The sequence below is a fragment of the Vibrio sp. 10N.239.311.G01 genome (assembly GCF_041465805.1).
GTDB lineage: Bacteria > Pseudomonadota > Gammaproteobacteria > Enterobacterales > Vibrionaceae > Vibrio > Vibrio crassostreae_C.
Map to the genome: position 1 here is coordinate 56,500 of NZ_JBFSRM010000026.1, position 16,411 is coordinate 72,910.

The following is a 16,411-nucleotide window of genomic DNA, read 5'->3' on the forward strand; positions in this document are numbered from 1 at the left end:
TTAAAATGGGAAAAAATAAGGAATTAGGGTCAGCACCAAGCCCGAATATACAATCGAGATTGGAATGCCGATACGCAGATAATCCGTTAAATGGTAATTACCTACGCTATAAACAAGTAAGTTGGTTTGGTAGCCGTATGGAGAGATAAAACTGGCACTGGCACCAAACAGTACCGCCATGATGAACGGCATAGGGTCAACGCCATAACCTACTGCCATACTGTAGCCAATCGGAAATGAGAGTGCTGCAGCCGCATTATTGGTCACCAGCTCTGTCAAAACCAAAGTCATAAAGTAGGTAGCAACTAACGCACCGAATACGCCCCAGCCATTAAACGCCTCCATAAACATCAGCCCCATCCGCTCAGATAAACCCGATGAAATCATCAGTTGAGCAATAGAAAGTGCAGAGCCCACGATCACCACAATATCGACTGGGAAACGGCGGCGGAGCTCACCCAGTTGCACCACGCCAAATGCCACCAGCAACAGTAGAAAACCAGCTAAGCCTTTGATAATAGGTACTGCATCGATAAGGGCTAAACCAATCACGCTAGCAAAGCCGAGCAACACGAACGTCGATTTGTCGGCATCAAGCTTGGCACTCGAATCTAAGTCATTCATCAACACAAACTCTTTGTTGTGTTGTTGGCGCTGTTCTTCAAAGCGTTTACCTGGAACCAAAATCAAGGTATCACCAGCGGTCAATGTGATATTCCCTAGCCCACCTTCTAGGCGTTCATGGCCACGACGAATAGCAACCACAACCGCATCGAAACGGTCTCTAAACTGGCTAGTTTTCAGGGTTTTGTTACAAAAACTTGCTGATGAACTCACCACCACTTCAACAAAGCTCTGGCCATTCAAATGATGCTGACCAAACAGAGTCAGTCCTTGAATTTCTTGCAGTGTCGCCACGCTCTCAACATCACCACAAAACAGCAATCGGTCACGAGCTTGAAGAATAAAATCAGGGTCAATCGACGCGGTGGTTTTACCGTCTCGAATCACTTCGGCTAAGAACAGTTTTCTAAGAGCTCTAAGATTATTTTCACTGACGCTACGGCCAACTAATGGAGAACCTGGCTCAACTCGCGCCTCGAGAAAGTAAGGCAGATCATCTTGAGAACCATCATCGTAGCTGGGTAGAAAATAGCTAAGAGGAATAAGGATCAATACCCCACCGACCAAAACCGCTAAACCGATCAAGGTAGGTGTGAAAAAGTTTAAGCTCGGTAAACCTGCATCTTCAACAAAACTATTGATGATCAAATTGGTAGAGGTGCCGATCAATGTCAGGGTGCCACCTAAGATGGCAGCGTATGACAAAGGGATAAGTAACTTAGACGGCGCGTGCTGTTGATTACGTTTGATCGCCCCGATCAAAGAAACAACCACCGCGGTGTTATTAGTAAAAGAAGAAAGTAACGCTGTAGAAATACCCAACTTCGCAACCACGGTACCTAGCCTACCTTCAGAGATATTGCGGCTAACCCAGCTGATTAAGCGAGTTTTCTCCAACGCACTTGATGCGAGGATCAGAAGAATTAAAGTCAGTAACGAGGAGTTAGTGAAGTTATTAGCCAAGCTCGACAAGTCGATCATGCCAGCCATAAAAGCAATAAACGCCGCGCCAGCAAAGATAAAGCTTGGCTTAATACGGGTAACGAGCAGGCAAGTAATGATGCCGAGCAAAATCGCTAATACAAATCCTTGTTGCCACATATACTCGTCCTTTATGGCGGAAACGATCGGTTTCCGCCTGATTCAATAAGCTGTTACTTGGTCGTTTATGACTTCAGTAGTTGGCTTAGATCTTTGGCATCCCAATGAGGGAAATGTTTGCGAACCAATGCGTTGAACTCAAGTTCAAATGCAGAGAAGTTACCGACTTGCTGTTCAACAGAGTCCAAACGGTCTCGAATCAAACCCGCACCAACCGTCACGTTGGTTAGACGGTCGATAACGATGAAGCCACCGGTATCCGCACTCTCACGGTATTTATCCAATGCAACAGTCTCGTTCAAAGACCATTCACACAAGCCAATACCATTCAGTGGTAACTCATCGACAGCGTGGGTCGACAGGTTGTTGATGTCATATTGGTGGCGAACTATTTCAACCTGACCGACGGTTTTCTTGCCTGCGATCTTGATGTCGTAAGCTTTGCCCGGTTGCAATGGTTGCTCTGTCATCCACACGATGTCAGCCAATACGTGGTTAGTGGATTCAATCTGCGCGTTTTCTAGCACAATCAAATCACCACGACTGATATCAATCTCATCTTCAAGGGTCAGTGTTACTGCCAAGCCCGCTTGCGCAGACTCCAAATCACCATCAAAAGTTACAATGCGTGCAACCTTAGAGGTTTTACCCGACGGCAGCGCCTTGATTTCATCACCGACACTGACACGGCCAGAGGCAACGGTGCCAGCAAAACCGCGGAAGTCTAAGTTAGGACGATTGACGTACTGAACTGGGAATCGGAATTCACCTGCCGAACGCTTTTGGTCAATGTCGACGTTCTCTAACACTTCTAGCAGAGATGGACCTTCGAACCATGCAAGCTCTTTACTTGGTGCAGCAACGTTGATGCCTTCAAGCGCCGATACTGGCAAGATCTGAATATTGGTTTCGCCTTCTAGGTTTTCTGCAAACTCTAGGTATTCATCGCGAATTTCTTCAAAACGATCTTGCGCGTAATCCACGAGATCCATCTTGTTTACAGCAACGATGAAATGCTTCAAACCAAGCAGGTTAGAGATAAACGAGTGACGACGTGTTTGATCCAGAACGCCCTTACGAGCATCAATCAAGATCACCGCCAGATCACACGTTGAAGCGCCTGTTGCCATGTTGCGCGTATACTGCTCATGCCCAGGAGTATCAGCAATAATGAACTTACGTTTTTGAGTCGAGAAGTAGCGGTAAGCCACATCGATCGTGATCCCTTGCTCACGCTCAGCCTGCAGACCATCAACAAGCAGTGCCAAATCAGGTTTCTCACCTGTCGTTCCCACTCGTTGGCTATCCGAGTGAACCGCCGCTAGCTGATCTTCATAAATCTGTTTTGTATCATGGAGTAAGCGACCGATTAGCGTACTTTTACCGTCATCTACCGAGCCACAAGTTAAAAATCTAAGCATAGATTTATGCTGATGCTGACTTAGATAACCTTCAATCCCTAGTTCAGCCAATTCGGCTTCTACTGCACTATTCATTTTTCTTTCCTTAGATTCTTAGAAATAACCTTGGCGCTTTTTCAGCTCCATAGAGCCCGACTGATCATGGTCAATCGCTCGACCTTGACGCTCACTAGACGTCGCCACCAGCATCTCTTCAATAATGCCCGTTAGCGTATTCGCCTCAGATTCAACCGCTCCGGTTAATGGGTAACAGCCTAAAGTACGAAAACGAACGCTTTTCTCTTCAATCACTTCACCTTCTTGCAGCTCCATACGGTCATCATCAACCATGATCAGCATGCCATCACGCTCAACTACAGGGCGTTTGTCTGAAAGGTAAAGTGGAACAATATCGATGCTCTCTAGATAGATGTATTGCCAGATATCGAGCTCAGTCCAATTAGATAGCGGGAAGACACGAATGCTTTCGCCCTTATTAACCTGACCGTTGTAGGTGTGCCAAAGCTCTGGACGCTGGTTTTTTGGATCCCACGTATGGTTCTTATCACGGAAAGAATAAACACGTTCTTTCGCACGAGATTTTTCTTCATCACGACGCGCACCACCAAAAGCCGCATCGAACCCATACTTGTTTAACGCCTGCTTAAGGCCCTGTGTTTTCATGATGTCAGTGTGCTTCGAAGAACCATGTACAAATGGGCTACAACCCATCTCAATACCTTCTGGGTTCTTATGTACTAAAAGGTCGAAGCCGTACTTTTTAGCCGTACGATCACGAAACTCAATCATCTCGCGGAATTTCCAATCCGTATCTACATGCAATAGCGGGAATGGAATCTTGCCTGGATAAAACGCTTTGCGAGCTAAATGAAGCATCACAGAAGAATCTTTTCCGATGGAGTACATCATCACTGGGTTATCAAACTCAGCCGCTACTTCACGGATAATATGAATACTTTCCGCTTCGAGCTGTTTTAGGTGGGTTAAACGTTCTTGGTCCATTTCAGTGCTTCCTTTAAGGCTCGCGTTACGAGCAATTCATTACTTGGTCTTGCCAAGCAAGGGATTTAACTCATCCACTTGAGTGAATGGGAGTATTGGCACTAGAAGAAAACAGAAGCTTCGTTTTGAGCTATCCTTGCTATTCATCTGCCTGATACGTCCTTGATATAGGCATTATGACGAGCCTCTCATATTACTGGAAATTCTAAAATTTCATTTTTTATTCGAAAAGCTGATAAGGGATTGGATTTATCGATAAGCAGGTGAAATGAATGGACTAATATTATCGATATCAGTTGCGCATCGATTGAGCAGCTTTGGGAGGCGTCTTGCAGAACACCATAAAGTAATCGATCTAAGTCACGAATTAACATTCGTTGTAATCATTGTTTCATTCGGTTTTGTTACATTACGCAACGAATTTTCTACTATCCACTTTGGAGCTACAAAATGAAAGTTGCAATGAAACCTTTGTCATTGGCTGTACTTGCGGGTCTTGGTTTGACTTTAGCAGGCTGCACAACAACACCAGATACCGATGAAGTGATTAAATTACGTGTCGTAGAAACGACGGATATCCATACCAACCTAATGGATTACGACTACTACAAAGACAAGCCATCGAAAAAAATCGGCTTAGCACGTACTGCAACTTTAGTAAAAGAAGCTCAAAGCGAAGTAACCAACAGCGTTTTAGTTGATAACGGTGACTTACTGCAAGGTAGCCCAATGGGTGACTACATGGCAGACAAAGGCATCGAAGCAGGCGAAGTTCACCCTGCATATAAAGCAATGAACCAACTAAGCTACGACGCTGCAAACCTAGGTAACCACGAATTCAACTACGGTCTTGAGTTCCTAGAAGAATCTATCAACGACGCTGATTTCCCGTACATCAGTGCTAACGTTTACGACGCAGAAACCAAAAAACACTACTTCACGCCTTACATCATCAAGACACACACGTTCGAAGATACTGCTGGCGTAGAGCACGAAGTAAAAGTGGGTTACATCGGTTTTGTTCCACCACAAATCATGACGTGGGATAAGAAGAACCTTGAAGGTAAAGTGATCGCTCGCGATATCATTGAGACGGCTAACGAGCTAGTGCCTCAAATGAAAGCGGAAGGCGCTGAAGTTATCGTTGCTATCCCTCACTCAGGCGTATCAACTGACCCATACAAAAATGGCGAAGAAAACTCAACGTTCTACCTATCTGAAGTAGACGGCATCGATGCGATCGCATTCGGCCACTCTCACGCAGTTTTCCCAGGTAAAGGTTTTGATGACATTCAAGGCATCGACAACGAAACGGGCACAATGAACGGCGTTGCAGCAGTAATGCCTGGTCGTTGGGGTAGCCACGTTGGTGTTATGGATCTAACACTTGCACAAAAAGACGGTAAGTGGGAAGTGATTAAAGGCCAATCAGAAGCGCGCCCTATCTACGACAAAATCGAGAAGAAATCGCTTGCTGCAGCTGATGAAGGCATCGTAACAGCACTAGAAAAAGACCACGCTGGTACTCGTGAGTTTGTTAACCAACCGATTGGTAAAGCAGACGATGTGATGTACAGCTTCTTGTCTCTAGTACAAGACGATCCAACAGTTCAAATCGTTAACCTTGCACAGAAAGATTACGTTGAACAGTTCATCCAAGGTGACCCTGACCTAGATGGTACGCCAGTACTTTCCGCGGCTGCACCATTCAAAGCTGGTGGCCGTAAGAATGACCCAGCGAACTTCACTGAGGTTGAATCTGGTCAACTGACATTCCGTAACGCAGCTGACTTGTACCTTTACCCGAACACGCTAGTTGCGATGAAGGTAACAGGTCACGAAGTAAAAGAGTGGCTTGAGTGTTCTGCAGGTCAGTTCAACCAAGTGGATGTTAACTCAACAGCACCACAACAGTTGATTGAGTGGGATAACTTCCGTACTTACAACTTCGATGTTATCGACGGTGTTGATTACCAAATCGACGTAACTCAACCTGCTAAATACGATGCAAACTGTAAAGTGGTTAACCCTGACTCACAGCGTATTGTTGGCCTAACTTACCAAGGTAAGCCAATCGACATGAAGCAAGACTTCCTGATCGCAACCAACAACTACCGTGCATACAGCGCTAAGTTCCCAGGCACAGGTGAAGACTTCATCGCATTTGATGCACCAGATGAGAACCGTACTGTTCTTGCAAACTACATCTCTCGCGTAAGCAAAGAGCAAGGTCAAGTGAGCCCAAGCGCGGATAACAATTGGTCATTTGCACCAATCAAAACGGATAACAAGCTAGATATCCGCTTTGAAACATCTCCAAGCGACAAAGCAGCAGAGTTCATCAAAGAGAAGGGTCAATACCCGATGAAACGTGTTGCGACTGACGATGTTGGTTTTGCTGTTTACCAGATTGACCTAACTAAATAGATTGCTTAAGTAATCCATAGTTAACGTTCTGAAAGGCTGAGTTTTACGACTCAGCCTTTTTCTTTTCTTCTAAATGTTCAGCCCAAAGCCCTAATTTTCGAACGACAAACTCTCGTTCAACCCGCTTCCAAATGCCACGCCTTTAGCTTCAAAACAGCAGTCAAACAGCAGTCAAACAGCAGTCAAACAGCAGTCAAACAGCACGACTCAAACCACCAATTGAATGAATCCAACACAAAAAAACACTAATCAGCTGTAAGTTTTTATCTGCTCCTCCTGTCTATTTAATTTACTACACTCAATGAATGGTGGTTAAGCCATTCATTTATAGGATAGATAAGGACATTTGATGAGCACCGTCGAGAGCATTCAAGCATGGTTACATTCAGGGGAGGAGTCGCTGCTATGGCTGATGCTTGGCATCATCGCACTTTCTTACCTGCTTGAAGATCTTGCGATTGTTACGGCGGCAGGTATCGCGACTCAAGGTCTAATACTTCCTCAATATGCGCTGCTTGCTATTTTCATCGGTATTGCCACGGGTGATCTCGGTCTTTATTACTTAGGGAAGTCAGGACGTTATTTCCGAGGTGTTCGATATAAAGCCCTCACGAATAAGTACTTTCGTTCGCTTCGTACCAAATTACGTCAGAACGCATTCAGCAGCCTTTTTGTTATCCGATTTATTCCAGGGCTTCGCACCGTCGGCTTTACCTTAAGTGGCTTTTTCGCCATCCCACTGCCTACTTTCTTGTTTGCCGTGATTAGTGCCACTGCGCTCTGGACTGGCATTGTCTTCTCTGCCATCTACTATTTAGGGACATCAGCGTGGCTGCAAGCCTCTGAATATCAATGGATCGTTATCCCGTGTGCCATCGCTTTGCTGTTTATCGGCAATCGATTAATGAATAGAACCTACTCTAGAGGATTATCATGAGTTCACCGCAAGATATTCGCATCATTCCCGCACATCAAATCAATGCAGGCATGCCTTTGCTTGAAAAAGATACCGTGCGCAGCGTCTCTCCTTATGAGTTTCTTCCAACTTGGTTCTTCTACACGCCAGTGGTGATTCAAAGCCTGATGCAAGGGTTACGGCACTTTGACTGGGCGCTGCCGCTCATCGCCAATCCAAGCATTAAGTTAAGCGGCATGGTAGGCGAATCAAAACATGAGATATTGAGCCTTGCCGGATCTTCAAGTCAGCGTTGGATCTCTCCGTTTATAACCCTAACCAAAACGGATCTCGGCAGTAAAAAACAAGCCGAAGACGCACGCAGCGCACTCATACAAACGGATCTTGATTTCCCTATCGTGGCAAAGCCGGATCTTGGCTGTCGAGGTGTTGGCGTTAAGCTGATCAACAACCAAGATCAACTTGAGCAATATGTTGAATCTTTCCCAAATAATGCTCGCTTTCTATTGCAGAAAAAGGCGCCTTATCAAGCCGAAGCGGGTGTTTTCTATGTTCGTTACCCAAACAAAAAGCAAGGCGAGATCATCTCGATCACACTCAAATATGCGCCAATGGTGGTGGGTGATGGCAGCTCGACCCTCAAGCAGTTAATTGAAAATAGCCCGCGTGCAGGGCAGCTCAGCCACCTGTATCTGCCGAGACATGAAGATAAACTGGATCAAGTACTCGCAGAGGGCGAAGAGTTCCAACTCGCGTTCGCAGGTAGCCATAGCCGTGGCTGTATCTTCCGAGACGGCAACCAATACATCACTCAAGCTTTAACCGAACGCTTAGACGAGATATTTGACGACTTCGATGGCTTCCACTTTGGTCGACTCGACGTCAAATTCAAGGACATGCACAGCCTAATGAACGGTGAGGATTTCACTATCCTTGAGGTCAATGGCGCCAGCAGTGAGGCTGGGCATATCTGGGATCGCAACACGCCATTGCGAGAGATATTTTCTACGCTACTTCTGCAATACCGCATTCTTTTTGATATTGGCGCTCAGCAAAAACAACGAGGCTATAAGACTCCTTCTTTCAAGAGCTTATTCGCTGCGTGGCAAGAAGAGCGACGTCTTGTTCAACAATATCCGACCACTGACTAACTTTGTACGAGGACCATGAATGAACCCCATAGCCCAACCGAGCGCCCTCACTTCTTTCTCTCCTAGTATCAAAGGAGCGGTAGAGATATTGAATCAGGGTCTAGAGTTTTTGTTAGCGATATCTGACAGCGACTATCTGACACGAGCAAAGCCGCACGTCACAAGCTCTATTGGTGAGCATACTCGTCACACGCTCGATCTTTTTCACGCCTTAATCTTAAAAGAGAATGCGACCGTTGATTACAACACTCGTCGTCGTGGTCATCCTGTCGAATACGACCGCTCTATTGCAGTCAAAGAGATCCACTATGTGATCAACTGGCTTGAACGATTAGACCGTCGAGATCTCGAAGCGCCTATCATGATCCAAACCGAGGTTTCGATGGATGCTCAAGTGTTCGCAAGCCTGCCTTCAACGCTCGAAAGAGAGGTCACCTTTGCCGCACTGCATGCCAATCATCATTACGCGATGATCAAGGTGATCACCACCTTCCTAGACGTCGAGACCTGCAACACCTTTGGTTATGCCCCAACCACCAACAGCTATCTGAGGGAGCAATAATCATGTGTTCAGTATCTTGGCTGCTTGAAGAGAATGGTTATCAGGTCTTTTTTAATCGTGATGAACAAAAGACGCGAGCACTGGCAATGCCACCCAGACAATATCGAGTCAACGGTGTCGATATCATTATGCCACTCGACCCAACTGGCGGCGGTAGCTGGATAAGTATTAATGAGTTCGGGCTTTCGCTATGCCTACTCAATAACTATCAAGGCACAGTGCCCGTTGGTCCTTTAGTAAGCCGCGGTTTGCTACTTAAAAACCTATCATCGAGTCGTAATATCAGTCAGCTATCTGAAGCGTTTCACAAGCTAGACCTACACTCTTTTGCCCCATTTACCTTGCTAGCTTTCGCGCCCAATCTAACCCAACACAATGGTCTGGTTATCGCCTACATGTGGGATGGTATTCAACAGAAAATAGTCGACACTGATTCTCCACTCTTCTCATCCGGTGTTGATTTAGAGCGAGTGCAAGCCTACCGACAAGCAAAATATGATCAGCTCATGGCGGCAGGTAAGAATCAACAGAACTTACTGATGTTCCACTCTCACCATCACAATGAGCAACCTCATTTAGCGACCTGTATGCATCGCGAAGACGCACATACCGTGAGCTTTACACACTTACGTAACCTGCATGGTCAAGCCTCTATGTTTTATGCACCCGGCTCACCATGCGAACCCATTAAACCATGTCAGATAAATCAGCAGCGCTTTACCTTTGATTTATCACCCGCAATCAATCTATAGATGGAGTCCATCATGAGAAAACTATTCACCATGGTTCTGCTACTTGTTAGCCCGTACGTATTTGCCGCCGATGAAATCTATACCGGCTTCTTTAGCAGTAAGGCACTCGATGGCTACGATACCGTGGCTTATTTCACTTCCGGTAAGCCCATTGAAGGCAGTAAAAAATTCAGCACTGAGTACAAAGGGGCGGATTGGTATTTCTCTTCTGAAAAGAATCTGACTTTATTTGTTAATAATCCTGAAAAATATGCCCCTCAATATGGTGGCTATTGCGCTTGGGCAGTATCAGCGAAGAGCGACTTTGCACCGAGTGACCCACATCAATGGACGATTGTTGATAACAAGCTTTACCTCAACTACGACCAAGAGATTAAGCAGCGCTGGGAACAAGACCAAGCACAGCATATTCAACAAGCCGATAAAGTTTGGCCGCAACTGATTAAGTAAGGTAATTTCATTATGATTGATAGTCCTTTTCGTTTACCACGTTACACGCCTTTTGGTTTAGGTGAGTCTGTTGTCGAGTGGGCAACTGGGCTATCTAAGCTAGACCGACTCTACCAAGATCGTAAAAACGAGTTATCTAGCTTCGAATTCATGAATTACACTCTGTCGGCGCTCAATATCGACTACTCGGTTGCATCGGGAAGCACGGAAAACATCCCGGAAGAAGGGCCTGTCGTGATTGTGGCGAACCACCCGCTTGGCGCCATCGAAGGCGTGATCCTTGCCGATCTCGTAGGATCAGTAAGAAAGGATGTGAAGGTGCTGGCCAATGAGTTACTTAAGCGCCTGCCTGAACTGGATGATCTTTTCATCGGTGTCGATGTCTTTAACAGTAAAGAATCGAAACGCACCAATGCCAAAGCGATTCGAGATGCCAATCGTCATTTGGCTGATGGTGGACTATTGATTGTATTCCCAGCAGGTGAAGTATCAAGCTACCGTAAAGGGGCAAAAACACTGACAGACATCGAGTGGAGCAAGTCGGTAGCGAAATTCGTCAAACGTCACCAAGCCACCACGGTACCTATCTTTATCAATGGCAAGAACAGTGAGCTTTTCTATCAAGCGGGTCGTGTTCATCCACTGTTGAGAACCGCTCTACTCGGGCGTGAACTTCTTAATAAACAAGCGACAACTATCTCTATCTCGATTGGCTCATCGATTCCGTATTCAGAGATAAAATCGTTTGAAAAAGAGATGGATATCGTCAACTACCTACGACTTAATACCTATCTAATGAGTCAACAAGATAGTCCGAACACGCCAATCCACGCGCCCTCTTTCGATACCCAAGTGATAGCGCCTATTCCACCAGAAGTCTTATCAATAGAGATAGACTCACTCCCTGAAGAGATGAAACTGCTCGAGCAAGGGAACTTTGAGGTCTACTGCACACCAAGCCAATCTATTCCTAACTTAATGCGCGAGATTGGTCGAGTAAGAGAAGAAAGCTTTAGAGAAGTCGGAGAAGGCAGTGGGCTGGCCTGTGATTTAGATGAGTATGACCTTTACTACCATCAACTGTTTGTGTGGAATAAAACCAAGGCAGAACTGGTCGGGGCGTATCGACTCGGTATGGTCGACAAACTCATCGCAGAGCACGGGCTTGATCAGCTTTACTCTCGTAGCCTGTTTAACTACAACCAAGAATTCATTGATACGTTAGAAAACAGCATTGAACTAGGGCGATCGGTAGTAAGTAAACCTTACCAAAAGAGCCTGAACTCACTGTTACTATTGTGGAAAGGCATTGCGACCTTTGTGTCTCGTCACCCTCAATATACCCATCTGTTCGGCCCAGTCAGTATCAGCAATGATTACAGCCACAATGCGCGTCTGTTGATCGCGACCACGTTATCAATCCACCATTATGATGAGGAAAAGGCGAATTTGGTTTCACCTTCGTCACCACTCAATACCAGCAGTCATGTGTTCTGGCAAAATCACCTGCTCTCTTCACTGGCGAGTGTGCCTCTGCTCTCTAAAGTGTTAGCACGCATGGAGCAAGGTAAAGGCCTGCCGGTACTGCTGCGCCAATATCTAGGGATGAACGGTAAACTGGTGTGTTTTAATGTCGACCCATCGTTTAATGATGCCTTGGATGGCTTGATTGTGGTGAACCTTAAAAAGGTACCACTGAAGACTCTGGGTAAATACATGGGCAGAGAGCTTGCTCAAGATTACCTAGAGCAACACGCACGCCGCTGATTTATCCCGCTCTGTACCTCTCTCCAAATAAGTGCGATGATTTCTGCACTTATTTGGGTTAGGTTATTTTCATGCACACCTCTTTTATCGAACAACTGCAAAGCTTCGACTTCTCTGAAAGCCAGATTGAATCTCTACTCGCTGTCGCCAAGCCACTTGAGCTGCCAACCAGACACATCTTGATCAATCAAGGTGAGGTGGCGAGTTCAATCTACTTTGTACTTGAAGGCTTGTGCCATGCCTGCTACCTCACTGATGATGGTAAGCAATACAGCAAAGAGTTCTATTGGGAACAAGATTGGATCATCGGCTTTGAGAGTCTGATAAAGAACCAAGCCTCTCCTTACCTATTAGAAACGCTGACACCCATCACCATGTTAGAGCTGCCAATGAATGCGGTTATCGAGTGGCGTGCATCAAATAATCCTTTGTATTTAAAGCTGTTAGAAACACAACTGATGCATAAGGAAAACAAAGAACGCTTCATGCTGCTCTATACACCAGAGCAACGCTATCAGCTGTTCTGCGAGCACTATCCCGACCTTGAGCAGCGCTTGAACGACAATCAAATTGCAGCCTACCTAGGAATAACCGCAATCAGCCTGAGCAGAATTAAAGGTCGAATTAACAATAGTTAATGCCAACAATCATCGCGCATAGTACATTCAGAGCATCGATAATCTCTGGATGTAAACATGATCACTTGGCACTCAATTCCTTTTTCTGAACTCTCAACACAACAGCTTTATCAACTACTTAAATTAAGAGTCGATGTATTTGTGGTCGAGCAGACTTGTCCTTATCCAGAGCTGGACGGTAAAGATACACTCGCGGGTGTTGAGCACCTGCTTGGCTATGCTGATGAAGAGTTGGTAGCGTGTGCACGTTTATTACCACCAGGTACCTCTTACGACAACACCAGCATCGGTCGAGTCGCAACCAAGCAATCGGCAAGAGGTGGTGGCTTGGGGCATCAATTAATCAAAGAAGCATTAACACGCTGCGAGGCTCTTTGGCCAAATACGGCCATTGATATTGGCGCGCAGCAACACCTAGAAAACTTCTATGCGAGCCACGGCTTCAACACCATCTCGGATATGTATCTCGAAGATGACATTCCTCATATAGACATGAGATTAGAAAAATAATGACGAATATCACTGCCGGTATTCTATTGTTGGTTGCAGGTAACTTGTTTGCCTCGCTTTCCGACGTAGCGGTGAAGCTGTTAAATGGCGAAGTACCGCCCTTACAGTATATTTTTTTCCGACAGTTGATATCTCTGGTCATCATCACCCCTTTGTGGCTACAGCAGAAAAAAGAACAACGGCGCTTACAGCAGGCTAAGGTAACCTTCATTCGAGGTCAGTTAATTCTGATCGGCAGTGGGTGCATGGTGGTCGCGATCACTCACTTGTCTTTGGCAACCGCCAACGCAGTATTTTATGTCGCGCCTTTACTGATGTTGCCGCTCTCAATGTTGCTATTGAAAGAGCAACCGGCACTCGGCAAGGTTATCGGCACAACCATAGGTTTTATTGGTGCATTGATTGTCTTGAGGCCATCACAATTTCATTGGGCGGCACTGTTTGCTTTGGGGACAGCACTCACCCTAGCACTATTTAATGTACTCGTAAGAAAGCTTCCTAGTGAGCAAACGGTGGTCACTACGCTGTGGTGGACAACCTTATTCTCTATCCCAGCCTCATTAGTACTGTGCTTCTTATACTGGCAGCCAGTGTCTGTGGAGCATTTGGGATACATAGCCCTGAGTGCGACGCTAATCTTAAGTTACAACGGCCTTGCGATTGCTGCCTATCAAAAAGCACACTCTAGCCAAATTGCCTTGGCTGAGTATTCAGGATTGGTGTTTGTCGCGCTAATAGGTGCAATATGGTTCGATGAGATTCCGGATACATTAACCTTTATCGGAATCATGCTTATCATCTTGCCACTCGCCCCTTTCAAGCGACCAAAAAAAAGAGCTAATGCTTAGCTCTTTTCTATCGTTTATCTGTGTCTGGTGAAGCGCTTTAACTCAGGCTCACTATTCATCTACTTACTGCGACCAAAGCCACCATCGGATAAGCGGAAGAACATCACCGAAGTGTCGCCTTTCTCTAGCTGAAGAATGTCCAACTGCCCAGTTTCAGCAAGTTTGAAACGAACCAGCTGGCCTTTACGAATCTGACTGAGCGGCTTATCTGCACCTTCAATTCGCACTAACGCATTCAAGTCAGACAATGGCAAATCGTTGTTTCGAAAAACCTGCGCTAACGTATCCCCTTGCTTAACAAGGTACTCCTGCCAATTTTTGTTACTCGGTTCTAATGAGCTGTTCTTGGCATTTTGCTGTTCGCTTAAGCCGACGGTGTTTATTTCAAGCTCAACGCGCGATGTTGTTGGAGCTGTGTCTACTTTAGGTTCTGGTAGCGGCACAAAAAGTAATATCAGTACGATCGGAGAAATCACCATCAACAGTCTTTGGTGTAACTTCGGCAATGAACCCCAAGTTTGCGCTGTCGAGGTTTTCATTTTCTTCACATCGATCGAACTCAATTTCTCTTTGACCTGATTCAGTCGATCCTTGAATTCTGCTAAGTGGTCAACTTTCTGTTTTTTCTTTTGACGACGATTCATACCACTGCGTCCTATACATTGAATAACTACAGTATAAAAACCAAAGTACCAACAGTATAGATCTTTCCGTCACAACAAGGCCCAAAGCGAGAAAATTGACATGGCTGTGATTTGGGCACGGTAAAGCGCAAGTGATCAGGGACTAGCCGTTTCTTCACGCTGCTAATACTGGTATTCTTACCCTTTTCGTACTGACAAAAAGAGTGACTTTTCATGTCTGAAGTAAAATTTGAAACTGTAGAGCAAAAAGCTAGCTACGGTATCGGTCTACAAATGGGCCAACAACTTGCTGGTTCTGGTCTTGAAGGCCTAAACGTTGACGCAATCGCTGCTGGTATCGCAACAGCTCTAGTTGGTGACATGCCAGCTATCGAAGTTGACGAAATCAACAACGCACTACAAGAGCTACACACTCGTGGTGAAGCTGCACGTCAAGAACTAGCTAAAGCAGCAGCAGCTGACGGCGAAGCTTTCCTAACTGACAACGCTCTTCGTTCAGAAGTAACAGTTCTTGAGTCTGGTCTTCAGTACGAAGTACTAACTGAAGGTACTGGCGAAATCCCTACTGCAGACAAGCAAGTACGTGTTCACTACCACGGCGAACTAACTGACGGTACTGTTTTCGACAGCTCTGTATCTCGCGGTCAACCTGCTGAATTCCCAGTAACTGGCGTAATTCAAGGTTGGGTACAAGCTCTACAAATGATGCCTGTTGGCTCTAAGTGGAAGCTATACATCCCTCAAGATCTAGCATACGGTGAGCGTGGCGCAGGTGCTGCAATCCCACCATTTGCTGCTCTAGTATTTGAAGTAGAACTTCTAGCTATTCTTTAATTTTTATAAAAACCTTTAGTAAAACAAAATACTATTGGCAAATAAAATTGAAATAATCCAACGGCGATGTGACTACATCGCCGTTTTTCGTTTATAGTGAAAGAGTAAATTACTTTATTACTTAAGGACGAATAATGAAGAAAGTACTCATCACAGTTTTAAGCAGCCTTGCTGTTGTCTCTTGCGCTAGCACTAGCGACTCTGAACAAACCAGTTCATCATCAGATACCAACTATTCCCAACTATCACAAACTGCACTAATGGCAGCAGTGAATATGTGGTCTCAGCAGAACGAAACAACACCACTTGTGGATACGGTAGCTGACCAAGCTTCTGTTACCAGCGACCAAGCAGTTGGCGGTATTGGTTCAATGTTGGCCCTTGCACAAAACTCACTTGGCACAGCCGACAACAAAGAACTCGCGACACTTATTCCAGGCATGTCGAGCCTTGAGTCTACGGGGCTATCATCGCTACTAAGCTCACAAGGTGCCGTTGAAAGTGCGTTTTCTGGATTAGGTATGGATCCATCAATGGTTACAACATTTGCACCCATCATTCTTCAAGCACTGCAGTCACAAGGTGCAACGAGCGGCCTGATGGATTCACTTTCAGCTATATGGCAATAATCGTTAGTTATTAATAGCTAGCTTAAAATCTAATAAGGGCACTTCGGTGCTCTTTTTTGTGCGTGGAAGAAAAGATATTTGAGATACGAGATACGAGATACGAGATACGAGATACGAGATACGAGATACGAGATA

At 45.5% G+C, this 16,411-nt stretch carries 16 protein-coding genes; 12 read left to right on the plus strand and 4 right to left on the minus strand.

Going from position 1 to position 16,411, the window contains the following annotated elements:
* From AB6D06_RS18285 to cysD, 3 genes are all read right to left on the minus strand, one after another.
* Nucleotides 1–1,725, minus strand: coding sequence for an SLC13 family permease (locus AB6D06_RS18285; protein WP_017067554.1), 1,725 nt, complete (start codon nt 1,723–1,725; stop codon nt 1–3).
* A 65-nt stretch (nt 1,726–1,790) separates the two neighbouring features.
* Nucleotides 1,791–3,221, minus strand: coding sequence for a sulfate adenylyltransferase subunit CysN (gene cysN / locus AB6D06_RS18290; RefSeq protein ID WP_102333022.1), 1,431 nt, complete (start codon nt 3,219–3,221; stop codon nt 1,791–1,793).
* An 18-nt stretch (nt 3,222–3,239) separates the two neighbouring features.
* Entirely contained in the window at nt 3,240–4,184 is a 945-nt protein-coding gene (gene cysD, locus AB6D06_RS18295) for a sulfate adenylyltransferase subunit CysD (protein ID WP_226088532.1), read from the minus strand.
* Nucleotides 4,185–4,598: 414 nt separating this feature from the next.
* On the opposite strand from cysD, the gene AB6D06_RS18300 reads away from it, so the two are divergent.
* The 10 genes from AB6D06_RS18300 to AB6D06_RS18345 all read left to right on the plus strand — a co-directional run bounded on the left by AB6D06_RS18300 (nt 4,599) and on the right by AB6D06_RS18345 (nt 14,169).
* Nucleotides 4,599–6,575 (plus strand): bifunctional 2',3'-cyclic-nucleotide 2'-phosphodiesterase/3'-nucleotidase, encoded by a 1,977-nt coding sequence (locus AB6D06_RS18300; protein ID WP_121602835.1) that lies wholly within the window; start codon nt 4,599–4,601, stop codon nt 6,573–6,575.
* A 349-nt stretch (nt 6,576–6,924) separates the two neighbouring features.
* Nucleotides 6,925–7,512 (plus strand): DedA family protein, encoded by a 588-nt coding sequence (locus tag AB6D06_RS18305; protein ID WP_102333020.1) that lies wholly within the window; start codon nt 6,925–6,927, stop codon nt 7,510–7,512.
* On the plus strand, nt 7,509–8,642 hold the full coding sequence (locus AB6D06_RS18310; protein ID WP_102333019.1) for an ATP-grasp domain-containing protein: 1,134 nt from the start codon (nt 7,509–7,511) through the stop codon (nt 8,640–8,642). Before AB6D06_RS18305 ends, AB6D06_RS18310 begins: the two co-directional genes overlap by 4 nt.
* 19 nt (nt 8,643–8,661) lie before the next feature.
* A complete protein-coding gene (locus AB6D06_RS18315) occupies nt 8,662–9,204 on the plus strand; it encodes a hypothetical protein (RefSeq protein ID WP_032546798.1) in 543 nt (180 codons plus the stop codon).
* A 2-nt stretch (nt 9,205–9,206) separates the two neighbouring features.
* Nucleotides 9,207–9,956, plus strand: coding sequence for an NRDE family protein (locus AB6D06_RS18320; protein WP_017058882.1), 750 nt, complete (start codon nt 9,207–9,209; stop codon nt 9,954–9,956).
* Nucleotides 9,957–9,968: 12 nt separating this feature from the next.
* A complete protein-coding gene (locus AB6D06_RS18325) occupies nt 9,969–10,406 on the plus strand; it encodes a YHS domain-containing (seleno)protein (RefSeq protein ID WP_102333018.1) in 438 nt (145 codons plus the stop codon).
* Between the two features lie 12 nt (nt 10,407–10,418).
* Nucleotides 10,419–12,173, plus strand: a complete 1,755-nt coding sequence (locus AB6D06_RS18330) for a lysophospholipid acyltransferase family protein (protein WP_017058880.1) — start codon at nt 10,419–10,421, stop codon at nt 12,171–12,173.
* A gap of 71 nt (nt 12,174–12,244) precedes the next feature.
* On the plus strand, nt 12,245–12,811 hold the full coding sequence (locus tag AB6D06_RS18335; protein WP_372111292.1) for a Crp/Fnr family transcriptional regulator: 567 nt from the start codon (nt 12,245–12,247) through the stop codon (nt 12,809–12,811).
* Between the two features lie 57 nt (nt 12,812–12,868).
* Nucleotides 12,869–13,321, plus strand: coding sequence for a GNAT family N-acetyltransferase (locus AB6D06_RS18340; protein WP_017058878.1), 453 nt, complete (start codon nt 12,869–12,871; stop codon nt 13,319–13,321).
* Complete coding sequence (locus tag AB6D06_RS18345; RefSeq protein WP_102427905.1) at nt 13,321–14,169, plus strand: DMT family transporter; 849 nt, start codon at nt 13,321–13,323, stop codon at nt 14,167–14,169. The genes AB6D06_RS18340 and AB6D06_RS18345 overlap by 1 nt, the downstream gene beginning before the upstream one ends.
* 59 nt (nt 14,170–14,228) lie before the next feature.
* Here the strand turns inward: AB6D06_RS18345 and AB6D06_RS18350 are convergent, their stop codons facing one another.
* The gene (locus AB6D06_RS18350) at nt 14,229–14,813 is read right to left on the minus strand and encodes a LysM-like peptidoglycan-binding domain-containing protein (RefSeq protein WP_017068022.1); all 585 of its coding nucleotides are present in this window, start codon (nt 14,811–14,813) and stop codon (nt 14,229–14,231) included.
* 213 nt (nt 14,814–15,026) lie between these two features.
* Here AB6D06_RS18350 and AB6D06_RS18355 point away from each other — a divergent pair, with 213 nt between their 5' ends.
* Entirely contained in the window at nt 15,027–15,647 is a 621-nt protein-coding gene (locus AB6D06_RS18355) for an FKBP-type peptidyl-prolyl cis-trans isomerase (protein WP_017078817.1), read from the plus strand.
* Nucleotides 15,648–15,781: 134 nt separating this feature from the next.
* Nucleotides 15,782–16,276, plus strand: coding sequence for a DUF2780 domain-containing protein (locus AB6D06_RS18360; protein ID WP_017058875.1), 495 nt, complete (start codon nt 15,782–15,784; stop codon nt 16,274–16,276).
* Nucleotides 16,277–16,411 lie beyond the last annotated feature (135 nt).